This window comes from Pseudoxanthomonas suwonensis (genome assembly GCF_010093235.1).
Lineage (GTDB): Bacteria > Pseudomonadota > Gammaproteobacteria > Xanthomonadales > Xanthomonadaceae > Pseudoxanthomonas > Pseudoxanthomonas suwonensis.
This window is the reverse complement of record NZ_PDWP01000017.1, coordinates 45,740-61,408: the sequence shown is the minus strand read 5'-3', so window position 1 is coordinate 61,408 and position 15,669 is coordinate 45,740. Positions and strand designations below refer to the sequence as shown.

13 protein-coding genes are annotated in these 15,669 nt (G+C 69.6%); 8 read left to right on the top strand and 5 right to left on the bottom strand.

Annotation, left to right across the window (positions count from 1 at the left end; translation table 11 throughout):
- Positions 1–79: 79 nt before the first annotated feature.
- The 3 genes from CSC68_RS09865 to CSC68_RS09855 are packed head-to-tail and all read right to left on the bottom strand — an operon-like array spanning position 80 to position 2,206.
- Entirely contained in the window at positions 80–991 is a 912-nt protein-coding gene (locus CSC68_RS09865; protein ID WP_162203391.1) for a histone deacetylase family protein, read from the bottom strand.
- Between the two features lie 53 nt (positions 992–1,044).
- Positions 1,045–1,608, bottom strand: a complete 564-nt coding sequence (locus CSC68_RS09860; RefSeq protein ID WP_162203390.1) for a cob(I)yrinic acid a,c-diamide adenosyltransferase — start codon at positions 1,606–1,608, stop codon at positions 1,045–1,047.
- Positions 1,609–1,612: 4 nt separating this feature from the next.
- A complete protein-coding gene (locus CSC68_RS09855; protein ID WP_162203389.1) occupies positions 1,613–2,206 on the bottom strand; it encodes a hypothetical protein in 594 nt (197 codons plus the stop codon).
- A 133-nt stretch (positions 2,207–2,339) separates the two neighbouring features.
- Between CSC68_RS09855 and ubiH the strand changes: the two genes are divergently transcribed.
- Together ubiH and CSC68_RS09845 are read left to right on the top strand one after the other, a co-directional pair.
- Positions 2,340–3,542: a 2-octaprenyl-6-methoxyphenyl hydroxylase gene (gene ubiH, locus CSC68_RS09850; RefSeq protein ID WP_162203388.1), complete on the top strand. Its 1,203-nt coding sequence runs from the start codon at positions 2,340–2,342 to the stop codon at positions 3,540–3,542.
- Positions 3,539–4,714, top strand: a complete 1,176-nt coding sequence (locus CSC68_RS09845) for a UbiH/UbiF family hydroxylase (protein WP_162203387.1) — start codon at positions 3,539–3,541, stop codon at positions 4,712–4,714. Before ubiH ends, CSC68_RS09845 begins: the two co-directional genes overlap by 4 nt.
- On the opposite strand, the gene CSC68_RS09840 is transcribed toward CSC68_RS09845, so the two are convergent.
- Both CSC68_RS09840 and CSC68_RS09835 read right to left on the bottom strand, forming a co-directional pair.
- Positions 4,715–5,086 carry an EF-hand domain-containing protein gene (locus CSC68_RS09840; RefSeq protein ID WP_162203386.1) on the bottom strand — a complete coding sequence of 124 codons (372 nt, stop codon included), beginning with the start codon at positions 5,084–5,086 and terminating at the stop codon, positions 4,715–4,717.
- Positions 5,087–5,162: 76 nt separating this feature from the next.
- Positions 5,163–6,314, bottom strand: a complete 1,152-nt coding sequence (locus CSC68_RS09835) for a Gfo/Idh/MocA family protein (RefSeq protein ID WP_162203385.1) — start codon at positions 6,312–6,314, stop codon at positions 5,163–5,165.
- A 237-nt stretch (positions 6,315–6,551) separates the two neighbouring features.
- Here CSC68_RS09835 and CSC68_RS09830 point away from each other — a divergent pair, with 237 nt between their 5' ends.
- The 6 genes from CSC68_RS09830 (at position 6,552) to CSC68_RS09805 (ending at position 15,531) form a co-directional block, all read left to right on the top strand.
- Positions 6,552–7,271 carry a hypothetical protein gene (locus CSC68_RS09830; protein ID WP_162203384.1) on the top strand — a complete coding sequence of 240 codons (720 nt, stop codon included), beginning with the start codon at positions 6,552–6,554 and terminating at the stop codon, positions 7,269–7,271.
- Positions 7,272–8,015: 744 nt separating this feature from the next.
- Complete coding sequence (locus CSC68_RS09825) at positions 8,016–11,171, top strand: TonB-dependent receptor (protein ID WP_162203383.1); 3,156 nt, start codon at positions 8,016–8,018, stop codon at positions 11,169–11,171.
- A gap of 187 nt (positions 11,172–11,358) precedes the next feature.
- The gene (locus tag CSC68_RS09820; protein ID WP_162203382.1) at positions 11,359–12,114 is read left to right on the top strand and encodes a SapC family protein; all 756 of its coding nucleotides are present in this window, start codon (positions 11,359–11,361) and stop codon (positions 12,112–12,114) included.
- Between the two features lie 3 nt (positions 12,115–12,117).
- Positions 12,118–13,140, top strand: coding sequence for a cupin-like domain-containing protein (locus CSC68_RS09815; RefSeq protein ID WP_162203381.1), 1,023 nt, complete (start codon positions 12,118–12,120; stop codon positions 13,138–13,140).
- A gap of 92 nt (positions 13,141–13,232) precedes the next feature.
- The gene (locus CSC68_RS09810; RefSeq protein ID WP_162203380.1) at positions 13,233–14,825 is read left to right on the top strand and encodes a tryptophan halogenase family protein; all 1,593 of its coding nucleotides are present in this window, start codon (positions 13,233–13,235) and stop codon (positions 14,823–14,825) included.
- Positions 14,826–14,832: 7 nt separating this feature from the next.
- Positions 14,833–15,531 carry a DUF6445 family protein gene (locus tag CSC68_RS09805; protein ID WP_162203379.1) on the top strand — a complete coding sequence of 233 codons (699 nt, stop codon included), beginning with the start codon at positions 14,833–14,835 and terminating at the stop codon, positions 15,529–15,531.
- The last annotated feature ends 138 nt before the right edge of the window (positions 15,532–15,669 follow it).

Here is a 15,669-nt window from a genome sequence, read left to right as displayed (position 1 = left end):
CGGGCCGGAAATCGGCGGTAGCTTGCCGGATGCGGGGGCATGCGGGCAATGAAAGATGTGCGCGGCAGCCGGCGCGGGGTCAGCCGCCCAGGGCCTTGACATGCGCCACGGCGCATTCGGCCAGCGCGTCCAGGTTGTAACCGCCCTCGAGCATCGACACCAGCCGGCCCTGCGAATGGCGCAGGGCGATGGCCAGCAGTTCGGTGGTCAGCCAGGCGAAATCCTCCGTGTCCAGCATCAGGTCCGCCAGCGGGTCGGCCAGGGGCGCGTCGAAGCCGGCGGACACCAGCAGCAGCTGGGGGCGGAAGTCGTCCAGCAGCGGCAGCAGGCTGTCCGCCCAGGTGTTGCGGAAGCGGAAGCCGCCGCTGCCGGGCGGCAGCAGCACGTTGTGCAGGTTGCCCACCCCGCGCTCGCGGGAATGGCCGGTATGCGGGAACAGGCCGGACTGGTGGGTACTGAAGTACGCCACCGCGGGGTCCTCGCGGAAGATCGCCTGGGTGCCGTTGCCGTGGTGCACGTCGAAGTCGACGATGGCGATCCGCTCCAGCCCGTGCTGGTCGCGGGCGTAGGCCGCGGCCACGGCGATGTTGTTGAGCAGGCAGAAGCCCATCGGGGTGTCGGCCGTCGCATGGTGGCCCGGCGGGCGCACCGCGCAGAACGCGATCCGGTCGGGTCCGGCCATCACTGCATCCACCGCGGCGATCCCGGCGCCGGCCGCGTGCACGGCCGCGCGCGCCGAACCCGGCGAAACCAGGGTCTCGGCGTCGATGTGCTGCACGCCGCACACCACCGGCGCCAGCACCTGGTCGACCAGTTCGGCGGTATGCACCCGGCACAGGTCGCCGCGCCGCGCGGCCGGGGCTTCGCGCCACTCCAGGCCGGGGCATTCGTGCTGCAGGGCGTCGACCACCACCTGCACGCGCGCGGGCTGTTCCGGGTGGTCCGGGCCGGTGTCGTGGGACAGGCAGGCGGGGTGGGTCCAGGCGAGCATGGGCCCACGCTACCGCGGCGCGCTGGCCCGCGCCATAGAACCTCGGGAGGGGGTCAGCCCCCGGCGTGGCGCCGTTCGTGGCGCCACAGCACCTCGCCCTCGCCGGCGGCACGGGCCAGCACGCGGGCCAGCACGAACAGCAGGTCGGACAGCCGGTTGAGGTAGCGCAGGGCCTCGCCGCGGACGGCTTCCACCCGCGACAGGGCGACGGCCTCGCGCTCGGCGCGACGCACGATCGTCCGGGCCAGGTGGCAACGGGCCGCGGCCTCGCCGCCGGCCGGGAGGATGAAATCCTTCAGCGGGGGCAGGGCTTCGTTGTGCCGGTCCAGGGCCTGCTCCAGGCCGGCTACGTCGGCCTCGGCGATGGCGGCGTGGCCGGGGATGCACAGCTCCCCGCCCAGGTCGAACAGCTGGTGCTGGACGGTGGTCAGCAGGTCGCGGATGTCATCGGGTACGCCCGGCGCGGCCAGGACCACGCCGATGGCGGAGTTGGCTTCGTCCACGGTGCCGTAGGCGGCCACCCGCAGCGAGTCCTTGCCGGTGCGGCTGCCGTCGCCCAGTCCGGTCGAACCGTCGTCGCCGGTGCGGGTGTAGATCTTCGACAGCCGGTTGCCCATCGGCTCAGCCGGCGGTGCGGGTGCGGTCCAGGCGCAGCGCCGGGGCGATGCGTTCGGCAGCGACCTGCAGCGCCGTGGCGATGGCGGTGTAGGTGGCGGCGGTGCCCGTGTAGCCCGGCAGCCAGTCGAGGAAGTTCTTCCACCAGCCGGCCACGGTCGGCTCGGCGACCACGCCGCTGTACCAGTAGAAGGTGCCCTGGGCGACGAACTGGCAGGCGACCACGGCCACCAGGAAGGCGCCGAGCAGGCGGCCGGCCTGGACCAGGCTGGCGCCGGTGTAGCGGCGGCGCAGCCAGCTGCCGCCGGCCCACAGCAGGCCATAGGCCGGGACCAGTCCCCAGTACGCGGCCGAGACGCAGTAGTGGCCCCAGAACGAGGCGGCCTGGCGCGAGATCACCATCCAGTCGATGCCCATGGCCAGCGCCATCAGCAGCGGGAAGGCCCAGCGGCCCCAGCCGCGCAGGGCGAAGCCGGCGACGAAGAACACGGCCCAGCTGGCGTCCGGCGGGGAGAAGTGGTCGAACACGTGGGCGCGCGAGGCGGCCATCAGCAGGGCCAGGACGGACAGGACGAAGAGGCGTTGGCTGGTGGCGGTCATTGCACGGGGCCTGGTGGATAACGTGGCCGGCATTCTAGCGGAGCGGGCGGGCCCGCGTTGGCGGCGCCGCGGAAGAGGGGAGCGACGCCGGGCGGCGGCACGGCGTGCATGCGCCGCCGCGTATCATGTGCCGATGATCCGAACGCATGATGTCGTGATCGTCGGCGGCGGCCTGGTGGGCGCCAGCCTGGCGATCGCCCTGGACGGGCTGGCGCTGGACGTGGCCCTGGTGGAGGCCACCCCGGCCGGCGAGCTGCCGGCCGTCTTCGACCAGCGCAACCTGAGCCTGGCCCAGGCTTCGGTCAACGCGCTGGAGGCGCTGGGCGTGATGGCCAGCCTGCAGGCGCCGGCCGGCCCGATCCGCCGCATCCACGTCAGCCGCGCCGGCGATTTCGGCCGGGTGCAGCTGGACGCGGCCGACTACGGACGCGAGGCCTTCGGCCAGGTGGTGGTGGCGCGCGCCTTCGGCCAGGCGCTGGAGGCGAGGCTTTCGCGGGTACAGGGACTGGTGCGTTACCGTCCGGCGCGCTTCGCCGGGCTGGAAGACGGAGGCGACGGCCACCGCGGCCTGCGCCTGGAAACCGCCGACGGCGCTCTGTCCCTGCGTACCCGCCTGCTGGTGGCCGCCGATGGCCCCGGCAGCGCGGTGCGCGAGGCGCTGGGCATCGGCGTGCGCCGCCATGACTACGGCCAGACCCTGTTCGTGGCGCGCGTGCGTGGCGAGCGGCCGGCCGACGGCACCGCCTGGGAGCGTTTCACCGACAGCGGGCCGACCGCGCTGCTGCCGCGCGGAGACCGCGCCTACGGTGTGGTGCATGGCGTGCCCACCCACGAGGCCGCCGCGGTGGCCGCGCTCGACGAAGCCGGCTGGCTGGCGCGGATCCAGTCCGCCTTCGGCTGGCGTGCCGGGCGTTTCCTCGCGTCGGGCGAGCGCAGCGCCTACCCGATGGCCCGGGTCGTGGCCGAAAGCCTGGTCGCGCCGCGTGCGGTGCTGCTGGGCACCGCCGCCCAGACCATCCACCCGGTGGGCGCGCAGGGCTTCAACCTCGGCCTGCGCGATGCCCTGACCCTGGCCGAGCTGCTGCGCGACGCGCCCGGCGGCGCCGCCGGCGCCGATGCGCTGCTGGCAAGTCACGCCGGGCGCCGCCGCGAGGACCGCGAACGCACCCTGGCCTTCTCCGATGGACTGGCGCGGATCACCGCCAATCCCTCGCCGCTGCTGCGGCCGCTGCGCAGCCTGGGCCTGGTCGCCGCCGACCGCGCGGCCTGGCTGCAGGCCTGGCTGGTGGGCGGGGCCATGGGCTTCCGTGGCGACGTGCCGGAGCTGTGCCGATGAGCCGCGTGCGCCTGGATGTCGTCATCGCCGGCGGCGGCGTGGTCGGCGCGGCCTGCGCCCTGGCCCTGTCGCGCGCAGGCCTGGAAGTGGCCCTGGTCGAACCGCGGCCGGCGCCATGCTGGTCGCGGGAGCAGCCGGACCTGCGCGTCTACGCGCTGGCTCCGGACAACGCCGCCCTGCTGCAGCAGCTGGGCGTGTGGCCGCAGGTGCTGGCCGCGCGCGCCCAGCCCTACCGCTGCATGCGGGTGTGGGACGCGGCGGGCGGCGACGAACTGGGGTTCGAAGCCTCGTCGATGAGCCGGCCGGAACTGGGCTGGATCGTCGAGAACGACCTGCGGGCCGACCGCCTGTGGTCGGCCCTTGCCACGGCCGGCGTGCGCTGCATCACCCCGGCACGGGTCGAGGCGCTGGAGCAGGACGAGGCCGGCGTGCGCCTGCGCCTGGATGACGGCAGCCGCCTGGAATCGCGCCTGGCGGTGGCTGCCGATGGCGCGGGTTCGGCATTGCGGCGGCTGGTCGGACTGCAGGTCGATGCCCACGACTACGGCCAGCGCGGCGTGGTCGCCTATATAAGGACGGAGCATCCGCACCAGGCCACCGCCTGGCAGCGTTTCCTGCCGACCGGCCCGCTGGCGCTGCTGCCGTTCGCCGATGGCTTGACCTCGATCGTGTGGAGCCTGCCCGATGCCGAGGCGGCGCGCGTGCTGGAACTGGACGAAGGCCGGTTCGCGATCGAGCTGTGCGATGCCTCGGCCGGACGCCTGGGCAGGGTGGAGCTGGCCTCGAAACGCGCCGCCTTCCCGCTGCGCCGCCAGCTGGTGCGGCAGCAGGTGGCCGGGCGCGTACTGGTGCTGGGCGATGCCGCCCATGTGGTGCATCCGCTTGCCGGCCAGGGCGTGAACCTGGGCCTGCGCGACGTGGCCGCGCTGCAGGAGGAAGTCGCCGGCGCGCTGCGCCGCGGTTCCGACTGGGCCGCGCCACACCGCCTGCAGCGCTGGGAACGGCGCCGGCTCAGCGACAACACCGTGTCCGCGCATGCCTTCGAGGCCATCAATACGGTGTTCTCGAACGCGCATCCGGTGCCCACGCTGCTGCGCGGCCATCTGCTCGGACTGGCCGGCCGCCTGCCGCCGCTCAAGCGCGCGCTGTGGCGGCACGCGGCCGGGATCTGATCAGCGGATCCAGCCCGACAGTTCGTTGCGGTCCAGGCGGCCGTCGCCGTTGTCGTCCACGGCGCGGAATTCGTCCGCCAGGGTGGAATGGGCGGCGGCCTCGCGGCGGTCGATGACGCCGGCCCCGTTGGCATCGAGTGCGTCGAAATCGATGCGGTAGTCGCCGACCACGCTGTCCGGTTCGTACGAGCGCACCACGGTGCGTTCGTCGTGGTCGCCCTGGATCACCACCATGCCGCTCTGGCGCTGCATGGGCGCGGCGGTCGGCGGCGGGTCGGGCGGGGGCAGCGGCAGGGTCGAGGCCTGCGCCAGCGCGCCGCCACTGGCGGCAGCAAGTAGCAGCGCCATGGTGCATGCACAGGTACGTCTCATGCGTGGCTCCTGTTCCGGACCGGGTGCCTGAAACTAGGAGCCAAGCGGTGAAGCGCCGGTTAACCCGGCGCCGCCGTTACAGCACGATGCGCTTGCCGCCTTCCCGTGCCGAGGCATGCACCGCGTCGACCACGCGCATGTCGCGCAGGCCTTCCTCGCCCGGCACCAGCGGCGGCCGTTTTTCCAGGATCGCCAGCGCATCGTTGTCCATCTGCAGTGCCTGCTGGTGGGGAACGCCACCGTCGTCGAAGCTGCCGCCGTCGCTGGTGCGGCCGCCGATGCCCTTGTACGCCTGGAACGGCGACACTTCGTACCAGCCGCGCTCGCAGTCGGCGCGCAGGGTGTTCATGTTCTTCCCGAAGCTGGTCGAGCACTCGGCGACCAGGCCGTCGGCGAACTCCAGGGTGAAGTAGGTGGTCTCGTCGACCCCTTCGAACAGGTGCGGGCGGTGGATCTCGCTGCGGGCGGTGACCGCCATCGGCTCCTGGCCGGTGATGTAGCGGGCGCCCTGCAGCGAGTACACGCCCATGTCGTACATCGCGCCGCCGCCGTGCTGCGGCAGCAGGCGCCAGGGCTTGCTGGACGGGTCGACGTCGTCGTAGGCGTGGAAGCCGGCGTCGGCGCTGACCTTGAGGATGCGGCCGTAGGGCCTGTCCTTCGCCATCGCCCGCAGCCGCGCGGTACTGGGCTGGTGCTGCATGCGGTAGCCGATGGCCAGCTGCACGCCGGCGGCGCGGCAGGCATCGATCATTTCCTGTGCCTCGGCGGCATTCATCGCCATCGGCTTCTCGCACCACACATGCTTGCCGGCGGCGGCCGCGCGCCGGGTCAGCGGCAGGTGCAGGTCGTTGGGCGTGACGATGTAGACGGCCTGGATGTCCGGGTTGTCGGCGATGCGGTCGAAGTCGTCGTAGCTGTAGACGTTGCGGTCGGCGATGCCGTACTGCTGCTGCCACTGCGGGATCTTCTCCGGCGAGCCGGTGACGATGCCGGCGAGGTGGCAGTTGCGGGTCAGCTGCAGCCCCGGGGCGAGCAGGTGGGTGGCGTAGTAGCCGAGGCCGACCAGCGCCACGCCGATCGAGTCGGGACGGCGACCGGCCGCCGCGCCATCGCGTGCCGCGGCGGAGGCTCCGCGCGGGCCGGCTGCCGTGGCCGGCAGCGCAGCGCCGAGTCCGGCAGCGGCCATGGCGGCCAGCAGGTGGCGGCGGGTCATTCCGGTGTCGAGCATGTTCCCTCCAGATGGGTGCGGGTGGTGCGCGTCGCGCGGGACTGTCGCCGGCTGGCGGACGGCACACGATGCCACATGCCGGAGCGGGGCTGGGACGCCGGCGTATGCCCGTGGCCGGTGCGCGCCGCGCCCGTGCGATCCTCCGCCGGCGGCGGGAACCGGGACGTGCGTTGCAGCCGCATCCCAGCCCCTGCGACGGGCCGTGGCCATACTGCAGCACCGGAGGAGAAGCCCCCAATGCAGCAGCTCGAACTAAAAGACCCGGCGGCCTTCGCCTCCGAATTCCTGCGCCAGACGCAGCTGCAGGGCTTCGGCGCGCTGAGCAAGCGCGACCTGGAGCTGCTGGTGTTCGTGCTGCTGGAGCGTGACGGGGCGATCGACCGCAATGCCAGCAACCACGCGGCGGCGGCCCAGCTGCGGGTGACGCCGGCGAAGCTGCGCGCGCTGCGGCGCGACGGCTACGCGCGCTGGCGGCAGCTGGTGGCCGAGCCGGCCGACGAGGCGCTGCGCCGGATCCTCGGCAACGTCCTGACCGAGGCCAACCTGCGTGCGGGCAGCAGCCATGTCAGCGAACGCAGCCGCAAGGAGGGCTTCCTCGCGGTGCGCATCGAGCATCCGGATGATCGCCAGCAGTTCGAGCAGGCGGTCCTGGACTCCGGTGGATTGCCGGTCTACGAGCGCAACCGCGAAGTGCTGGCCGTGCGCTTCGACACCCTGGTCGCGCTGGCCGAGCGCAGCGGCTTCCTGCAGCCGGACACCGAGGCCGTCGTCGCGGCCCTGCGCGGGCTGGCCCCGGCCTCGCAGGAGCTCGCCGAGCTGCTGCGCAAGGACATCACGCGCATCACCTGGGCCGACGTGCGCAACACGCTCAACAGCCTCGGCGCCAAGGCCGTGGCCGGCAGCGCCGAGGGCGCGGTCCGCGGACTCCTGCGGGTGGTGTTTCCGTTCCTGCCCTGAGGTGCGTGCCCATGGCCAGGCCCCCATCGGGTCGTGGCCCGCCGCCCGTGCGCCAACGGCACGCGTTTCTGTTCGCGGAGAGTTGTGCTGCGACGCACAACAAATGTCGTCCGCTGTCGTCGGGCGCGGCCGTTTCGCGTGCCTGGCAGGTCGCGGAACGCCATACCGCATGGCATGGGGGGCGGTATGCGGACTTGCATCACGCAATGCCTTGATTGTGATGCTCTTTCAAAACATGCCTGCGTATTAAGGAAAACGCGGGTATCGGCCTGCATGAAGCGATGGCCTGCGGTGTCAATCTCCTTTCGTTTTCTCCGCGTGAATGTCACGTCCGCAACCGTGAAAAAACTGTTGCGCTGCATCGTGGACACCCTGCAAAACAGCTGCTATCCATTCGCCCCGCGTTAACTGGTACCGCTAACTGTTTCATGTGGATTTCAGTTTCCGGCCAGCGCACGGGGCGCCATGGAACGAGAAGTGTGCTCCGTTTCAAATTGCCGGGGGAGATCGTTCGACCCGGCGCGGCCTGGCGAAGACTCCAGGGCCAAGTGCAGGTGCCGCCCTGGGTAGCCGAAGGCGGAAGGATCCACCGATTCGAAAAACTGAGAGAGGGGAGGTTTACCAGGATGTACACGTGTCTCCGATGTCCAGCGCTGTCTATCGGCGTGACCGCGGCCGGTTCCGGGTCGCCCACGCGCCAGCGCACGCCGACAGCTGTCAATTCCCAGTGCTGAGGACCAAGCAATGAACCACAAGCTGAAGAAGCTCCGCTCGCGGGCGATGTTCACCATCGTCGGCGGCATGATCGTCATCAATCCCGCATTCGCGCAGGAAGCCACGCAGCTGGACACCGTGCAGGTCACGGGCCTGCGGAGCAGCCTTGACCACGCGATGAACATCAAGCGCGACACGCCCGGCGTGGTCGACGCGATCAGCGCCGAGGACATCGGCAAGTTCCCGGACACCAACCTGGCCGAGTCGCTGCAGCGCATCACCGGCATCTCGATCGAGCGCCGCGACGGCGAAGGCGCCCAGGTCACCGCGCGTGGCTTTGGCCCGGGTTACAACCTCGTCACCCTCAACGGCCGCCAGATCCCGGGTGCCGACGGCTTCGGCGGCGGCGGCCTTGAGGTCGGCGGCGTTGGTTCCGGTACCCGCGGCTTCAACTTCGCCCAGCTCGCCTCCGAGGCGATCAACGGCGTCACCGTGTACAAGACCGGCCGCGCCAACGTGGCCAGCGGCGGCATCGGCGCGACCGTGGACATCCTGACCGCGCGTCCGTTCAACAACCGCGGCGGCGAAGTCGTCGCCAGCGCCGGCGTCAAGGGTGTCTACGACGACTCGCAGCTGTTCGATACCGATTTCACCCCCGAAGTGTCGGGTATCTTCAGCTACGCCAACCCGGACAAGACCTGGGGCGCGAGCATCAACGCCAGCTACCAGAAGCGCCACGGCGGGTCCGTGCAGGCCACCCAGAACACCTGGAACGTGGCCCGCTGGACCGGTACCGACGAGAAGCTGCTGCCGGGTGCGGTGGTCGAGAACGCGCCGCAGGAAGGCCAGCTGTACAGCATGCCGAACGACGTGCGCTACGCGTTCCAGGATTTCGAGCGCGAGCGCATCAACGCCCAGGGCGTGCTGCAGTTCGCCCCGACCGACGCCCTGACCCTGACCCTGGACTACGTCTACTCGACCAACGAGATCGCCCAGGACCGCGGCGAGCAGACCCAGTGGCTGCAGAACAAGCTGACCCACGTCACCTTCGACAGCGATCGCGCGGTCGCCACGCCGACCTACATCCGTGACCTGGCCGGCAGCGGCAAGGACTTTGGTTTCGAGCAGCAGCGCGAGGAGCAGAAGTACAAGCTCGATTCGATCGGCTTCAACGCCAAGTGGCAGGTCAACGACGCCTTCAGCCTGAACTTCGACGCCCACCAGACCAAGGTCAGCAGCCGGCCGAACGATCCGATCACCGGCGGCAGCTCGACGGCGTTCAGCTTCGGTGGCGTGGCTCCGGACCGCACGAACAACGACTGGACCCAGGAGTACTGGTTCACCAACGGTCTGCCGATCATGACCCGTACCCTGTATCCGACGACCGCCGACGCGCTCGCGAATACCAACGGGGTCACCAACCGCGACTTCACCGGCGACGAACTGGGCAGCCAGATCATGCGCATCTGGTCGACGCGGCAGGATACGGAGGTCAAGGAAGCCCGCATCGATGGTGCGTTCGACTTCGACAACGGCCGCTTCCTGTTCGGTGCCGCCAGCTCGAAGAGCTCGATGCGCCGCCTCAACGTGGACGGCCACGCACAGCTGATGACCCTGGGCAACTGGGGCGTGGACGACGCCGGGCAGCTGCAGGGCATGCTCCCGCTGCTGCGCCAGTTCAGCATCACCAGCATGTTCGACGACTTCAACCCGGGCATCGCCCGGAGCAACGTCTGGGCCGGCAACGCCAGTGAGCTGGCGCGGTGGGCGGAGCAGGTCTGCGCCGACGGCACTGCGCCGGCGGCCTGGGGCGACAACTGCAACACCATCAGCTCGCAGGTCTCCACCCGGCTGAACAACGACGACCTGGTCGAGGAAGACACCAAGTCGCTGTACGTGCAGTGGGAGCAGGACGGCATGCTGGGCCCGTGGTCCACCTATACGGTCTTGGGCCTGCGCTATGAGCGCACCGACGTGCGTGCGCGCTCGGTCATTACGGCTCCGTCCGGCATCAACTGGCTGTCCAACAACGACTTCGGTCCGAACATGGACAACGCCCAGGTGCTGACCGAGTACGGCGACGGCCGCTACAGCTTCATCCTGCCGAACCTGGACTTCAGCATCGACTTCCGGGATGACCTGAAGGGTCGCGCCTCGTTCAGCAAGACCATCGCCCGTGCGCCGTACGGCAACCTGTATCCGGGCGCCACGGTCGGCAATCCGAGCGGCTCGGTGCTGTTCGGCGAGCAGTACCGCGCTACGGGTGGTCGCCAGAACACCGGGCTGCTGCCGCTCGAGTCCGACAACATGGACATCGGCCTGGAGTGGTACTTCGCGCCCTCCAGCTATGTTGCGGTGACCTACTGGAACAAGCGGGTCAAGAACTTCATCGGCAACAGTGTCAGGCAGGAGAACCTGTACGGAATCACCGACCCGACCTCCGGTCCCGACGCGCAAGCGGCCCTGGCGTTCCTGAACAGCGACGCCTGCCAGCTGCAGGTCACCACGGCCGGCAACGACCCGGCCACGGCCTGCAATGGCGACTACACGACGCTGTTCACCGCACTGGCCATGCTGCGGAACGAAGCCGCGACCGGTGGCCTGGGTGCGTACAACGGCAGCCAGGCCCAGGTCCTCGACATGGAGTCGCGGTTCGACATCACCGGCACGGACGCGGACCCGCTGTACGTGTTCGACGTGAACATCCCGGTCAACCAGCGTGCCGCCACGCTGCACGGCTGGGAGATCGGTGGCCAGTACTTCTTCGGCGACAGCGGCTTCGGCATCCTGGCGAACTACACCATCGTGGAGGGCGACGTCGGCATCGACCGCGCCGCCGACCCGAATGCGGACGTGTTCGCGCTCACCGGCCTCAGCGATACCGCCAACGTCGTGCTGATGTACGAGAAGTATGGCTGGTCGGCCCGCCTGGCCTGGAACTGGCGTGACGAGTACCTGCTTGCGGCCAACCAGAACGGCAACAACCGCAACCCGTACTTCGTCGAGGAGTACGACCAGTTCGACCTGAGCGTCAGCTACCGTCTGACCGACAACCTGTCGCTGGGCTTCGAGGCGATCAACCTGACGGGCGAGGACGTGCGCTGGCACGCCCGTTCCACCAGGCAGTTCGTGCGCCTGGTCGAGCAGTCGCCGCGCTATATGGTCGGCCTGCGCTACACCTTCTGAGGCAAGCCAGGAAGGAAATGCAGGTGCATTGATGCACGGGGACCGTTGCTTCGGCAGCGGTCCCTTTTTTTGCCGGGCCGCGGCTCCACGGCACTCCTTGCGGAGCCCACGGTCTGTGGCTATGGTCGAACGATCCAGGCGTCCCGGTGCGAAGCGCCGGTGCAGCGCAACCCATCCGAGATTCCCGATGCCCCGCTACGAGCTGCTCAACAACATCACGCACAAGGACCTGCGCGTCAGCACCCACTTCGGCGCCGAGTTCGGCGACCAGGTCGGCATGGTGGCGGCCTATCCGACCGAGTTCGCGGAGCTGCAGCGCGAATACCCGATCTTCCTGCGCAAGGACCCGAAGGGCTCGTACCACGCGGTGGCCCTGCTGGGCTTCTCCGAGGACGAGAACCTCTACCTGCAGGGCGACCGCTGGACGGCGAACTACCTGCCCGGCGCGGTGGCCAAGGGTCCGTTCCTGATCGGCTTCCAGGAGCAGATGGTCGACGGCCAGCTGCGCACCGAGCCGGTCATCCACGTGGACGTTGAGCACCCGCGCGTTCGCAACGGCGAGGGCCGGGGGCAGGCGCTGTTCATGCCCCATGGCGGAAACAGCCCCTACCTCGATTACATCGCGCGCGTCCTGCGCGGCATCGACGTGGGCGCCCGTGCGGCGGAGGAGATGTTCGCGGCGCTGGACATCGCCGGCCTGATCCAGCCGATGGACCTGGAAGTGCGGGTCACCGAGGACTACGTGGCCAAGGTGACCGGCCTGCATGGCATCGATCGCGACGCGGTGGCCGCGCTGGGCGGCGAGCCGCTGCAGGAGCTGCACCGCAAGGGCTGGCTGGAAGGCGCCTTCCTGCTGTTGGCCTCGGTCAACAACGTGTCGCGCCTGATCGCGGAGAAGCAGCGCCGCCTGCGCATGGCCGAGGAACTGGCAGTCCCCGCCTGAGCCATGTTCGACACGCTACTTCCCGTACGCGAAATCCAGGGTGGCCGGCGTGACGACCTGCCCCTTGAGCGGTTGCTGGATGATGCCGTGCCCACGGTCATGCGCGGGCTTGCCGGCGACTGGGGGCTGGTCCAGGCCGGATTGCAGGGACCGCAGGCAGCCATGGATTACCTGCGCGGCCACTACAACGGCAACCCGGTCCATTACTCCTGGGGCGATCCATCCACCGAGGGCCGCCCGTACTACAACGCCGATTTCACCGCCCTGAACTGCGAGGTCAGGCGCGGACAGCTCGACCAGGTGCTGGACGACCTGGCTTCCCACCTGGACGATCCTGCACCGCCTACCTACTACGTGGCCTCGCTGCTGGTGGACTACTGCCTGCCGGGCATGCGCCAGGAGAACGACCTGGAATTCGCCGCCAAGGGCGTGCAGGCGCCGCCGGCGATCTGGATCGGCAACCGGGTCACCGCGTCCTGCCACTATGACGCGCCGAACAACATCGCCTGCTGCGCGGTGGGGCGGCGCCGCTTCACCCTGTTCCCGCCCGCGCAGATCCACAACCTGTACCCGGGGCCGCTGGAGCCTACCCCGGGTGGCCAGGCGGTGAGCATGGTGGACTTCCGCGACCCGGATTTCGAGCGCTACCCGCGCTTCCGCGAGGCGCTGGCGCATGCGCAGACCGTGGTGCTGGAGCCGGGCGACGCGCTGTTCATCCCGAGCATGTGGTGGCACCACGTCCAGGGGCTGGACCCGTTCACGGTGCTGGTCAACTACTGGTGGGCGAGCATGCCGGCGTGGATCCCCACGCCCATGCATGCGCTCTACCACGCCATCTGGACCCTGCGCGACCGCCCCGAGGTGGAGAAGCAGGCCTGGCGGGAGGTCTTCGAGTACTACGTCTTCGGCGACAGCGGGCGCGCCGCCGAGCACCTGCCCGAGGCGGCGCGCAACTACCTGGCGCCGTTCGACGAGGTGCAGGCCAGGCGGATGCGCGCCCTGCTGATCAACAAGCTCAACCGGTAGCGGCGGCGGCCGCCCGGGGAAAATCCAGCGGGCGCGCGGCCCTTGCCGCCGCCCGTCCAGACGCGCCACTGCGCGGCACCAGAGAGAGGGGAATGGCTTTGGAAAAGAACCGGATTCGCAAGGTCGTCATCGCCGGCGGCGGCACCGCCGGATGGGTCGCCGCGTGCGCGCTGACCCACCAGTTCCGCGGGCTGCTGGACATCACCCTGGTGGAGTCGGAGGAGATCGGTACCGTCGGCGTGGGCGAGTCGACCATCCCGACCATCCGCACCTTCCACCGCCTGCTGCAGATCGACGAGCGCGAGTTCATGCAGGCGGTGGCCGGAAGCTTCAAGCTCTCGATCTCCTTCGAGAACTGGCGTCGCCCGGGCGACCACTACTTCCACCCGTTCGGCACCACCGGCGTCAACACCTGGTCCTGCGACTTCCACCAGTTCTGGCTGGAGAGCCGCCGCCGTGGCGCCAAGTCGACGCTCGGCGACTACTGCCTGGAGACCGCCGCCTCGCGCAAGCAGCGCTTCGCGCTCTTCAACCAGGGCGATGGCGACGCGCAGCAATGGTCCATGCGCTGGGTCCAGTCGCCCACGACCATGAGCCGCAGCAACGTCAGCTACGCCTACCACTTCGACGCGGCGTTGTACGCGGCGTTCATGCGCAGCAAGTGCGAGGGCCGCGGCCTGAATCGCATCGAGGGCAAGATCCGCGAGGTGCGCCAGGATCCGGAGAACGGTTTCGTCCAGGCCCTGGTGCTCGAGGACGGCCAGGTGGTGGAGGGCGACCTGTTCATCGACTGCACCGGTTTCCGCGGCCTGCTGATCGAGCAGACCCTCAAGACCGGCTTCATCGACTGGAACAACTGGCTGCCGTCCAACCGCGCCGTGGCCATGCAGGTGGAGACCGACGAGCCGCCGGTGCCGTATACCCGCGCCGTCGCCCACGAGGCCGGCTGGCGCTGGCACATCGCCCTGCAGCACCGGGTCGGTTGCGGCTGGGTGTTCTCCAGCGCGCACATGTCCGACGACGAGGCGGCCGCGAAGCTGCGCGCCTGCTATCCGGACGCCAACATCGTGCGCGATCCCTGGATCGTGCCGTTCCGCACCGGCCGCCGGCGCAAGGTGTGGAACAAGAACGTGGTCGCGCTGGGCCTGGCCAGCAGCTTCATCGAACCGCTGGAGTCCACCAGCATCCACGTCAGCCTCTCCGCGGTGACCAAGCTGATCCAGATGTTCCCGATCGCCGGCATCGACGAATCGGTGGCCGAGCGGTTCAACGACGTCTGCTGCGCCGAGCTGGAGCACATCCGCAACTTCATCATCCTGCACTACCACCTCAACGAGCGCGACGAGCCGATGTGGAAGGCGTGCCGCGAGATGGAGGTGCCGAAGGAGCTGGCCGAGCGCATCCGCATCTTCCGCGAGAGCGGCTATGCCTGGCAGGGCGAGGACGAGCTGTTCCGCCTGGATTCGTGGACCCACTGCATGCTCGGCCAGGGCGTGGTGCCGGAGAAGCACCACCTGATCACCCGCGCGCTCGGCGACGCCGACATGAAGCGGCTGATGGATGGCGTGCGCGCGCCGATCGACCAGATGGTCGAGGCCATGCCGCCCCACCACGAGTTCCTCAAACGCTACTGCCCGGCCGATCCTTCGGTGTGGACCATGCGCCGCAAGTCCGTGGTGGGTTGAGCCTGCCGTGATCATCGAGCTGCCCCCGCAGGTCCGCGTCCAGCGCCTGTCCATCGGCAGCGAGGGCGCCCCGTTGCTGGTGGTCGACCAGTTCGTGGCCGATCCGGAGCGGCTGGTGCGCAAGGCCACGCGCCTGGAGTTCGCGCCGCAGGGCGCGTTCTTCCCGGGGCTCCGGGCGCGTGCGCCGGCGTCCTACGAAGCCTTCCTGGAGCGGCTGGTGCAGCCGCTGCTGGGAGAATTCTTCGGCCTGCGACCCGGGCGCCTGCGGTTCCCGATGTGCCATTACTCGCTGGTCACGCAGGCGCCGGAGAAGCTGGCCTTCCTGCAGCGGATCCCGCACATCGACTCGGCCTCGCACCAGGGGCTGGCTTCGGTGCATTACCTGTTCCGCGGGCAGTGGGGCGGCACCGCGTTCTACCGCCACCGCGCCACCGGCTACGAATACGTGGACGAGGCGCGGCAGGAGGCGTACTACCGGCAGCTGGAATCCGAAAGCCGGGGTCCCGATGCGCCCGGTTACGGCTACATAGGCGAGGACACGCCAATGTTCGAGCGCATCGGCCAGGTCGAAGGCGTGTTCAACCGGCTGGTGATGTACCGGCGCAACTCGCTGCACTCGGCGACGATCGACAACCACAACGTGCCGCCGCCCGACCCCCTGACCGGTCGGTTGTCGATCAACACCTTCATCGACGTGATTCCCTAGCTCGCGGCCGGGAAGCATGTAATCCGCAGCGGCCCCCACGCCCACCGACGCGCCAGGGTGTGCCTGGTGGCACGTCCAGGCGCCCCGTATTCATCGATTCGTGGCGGAAAGCGCATGACACGCAGATATGGTGCTGCG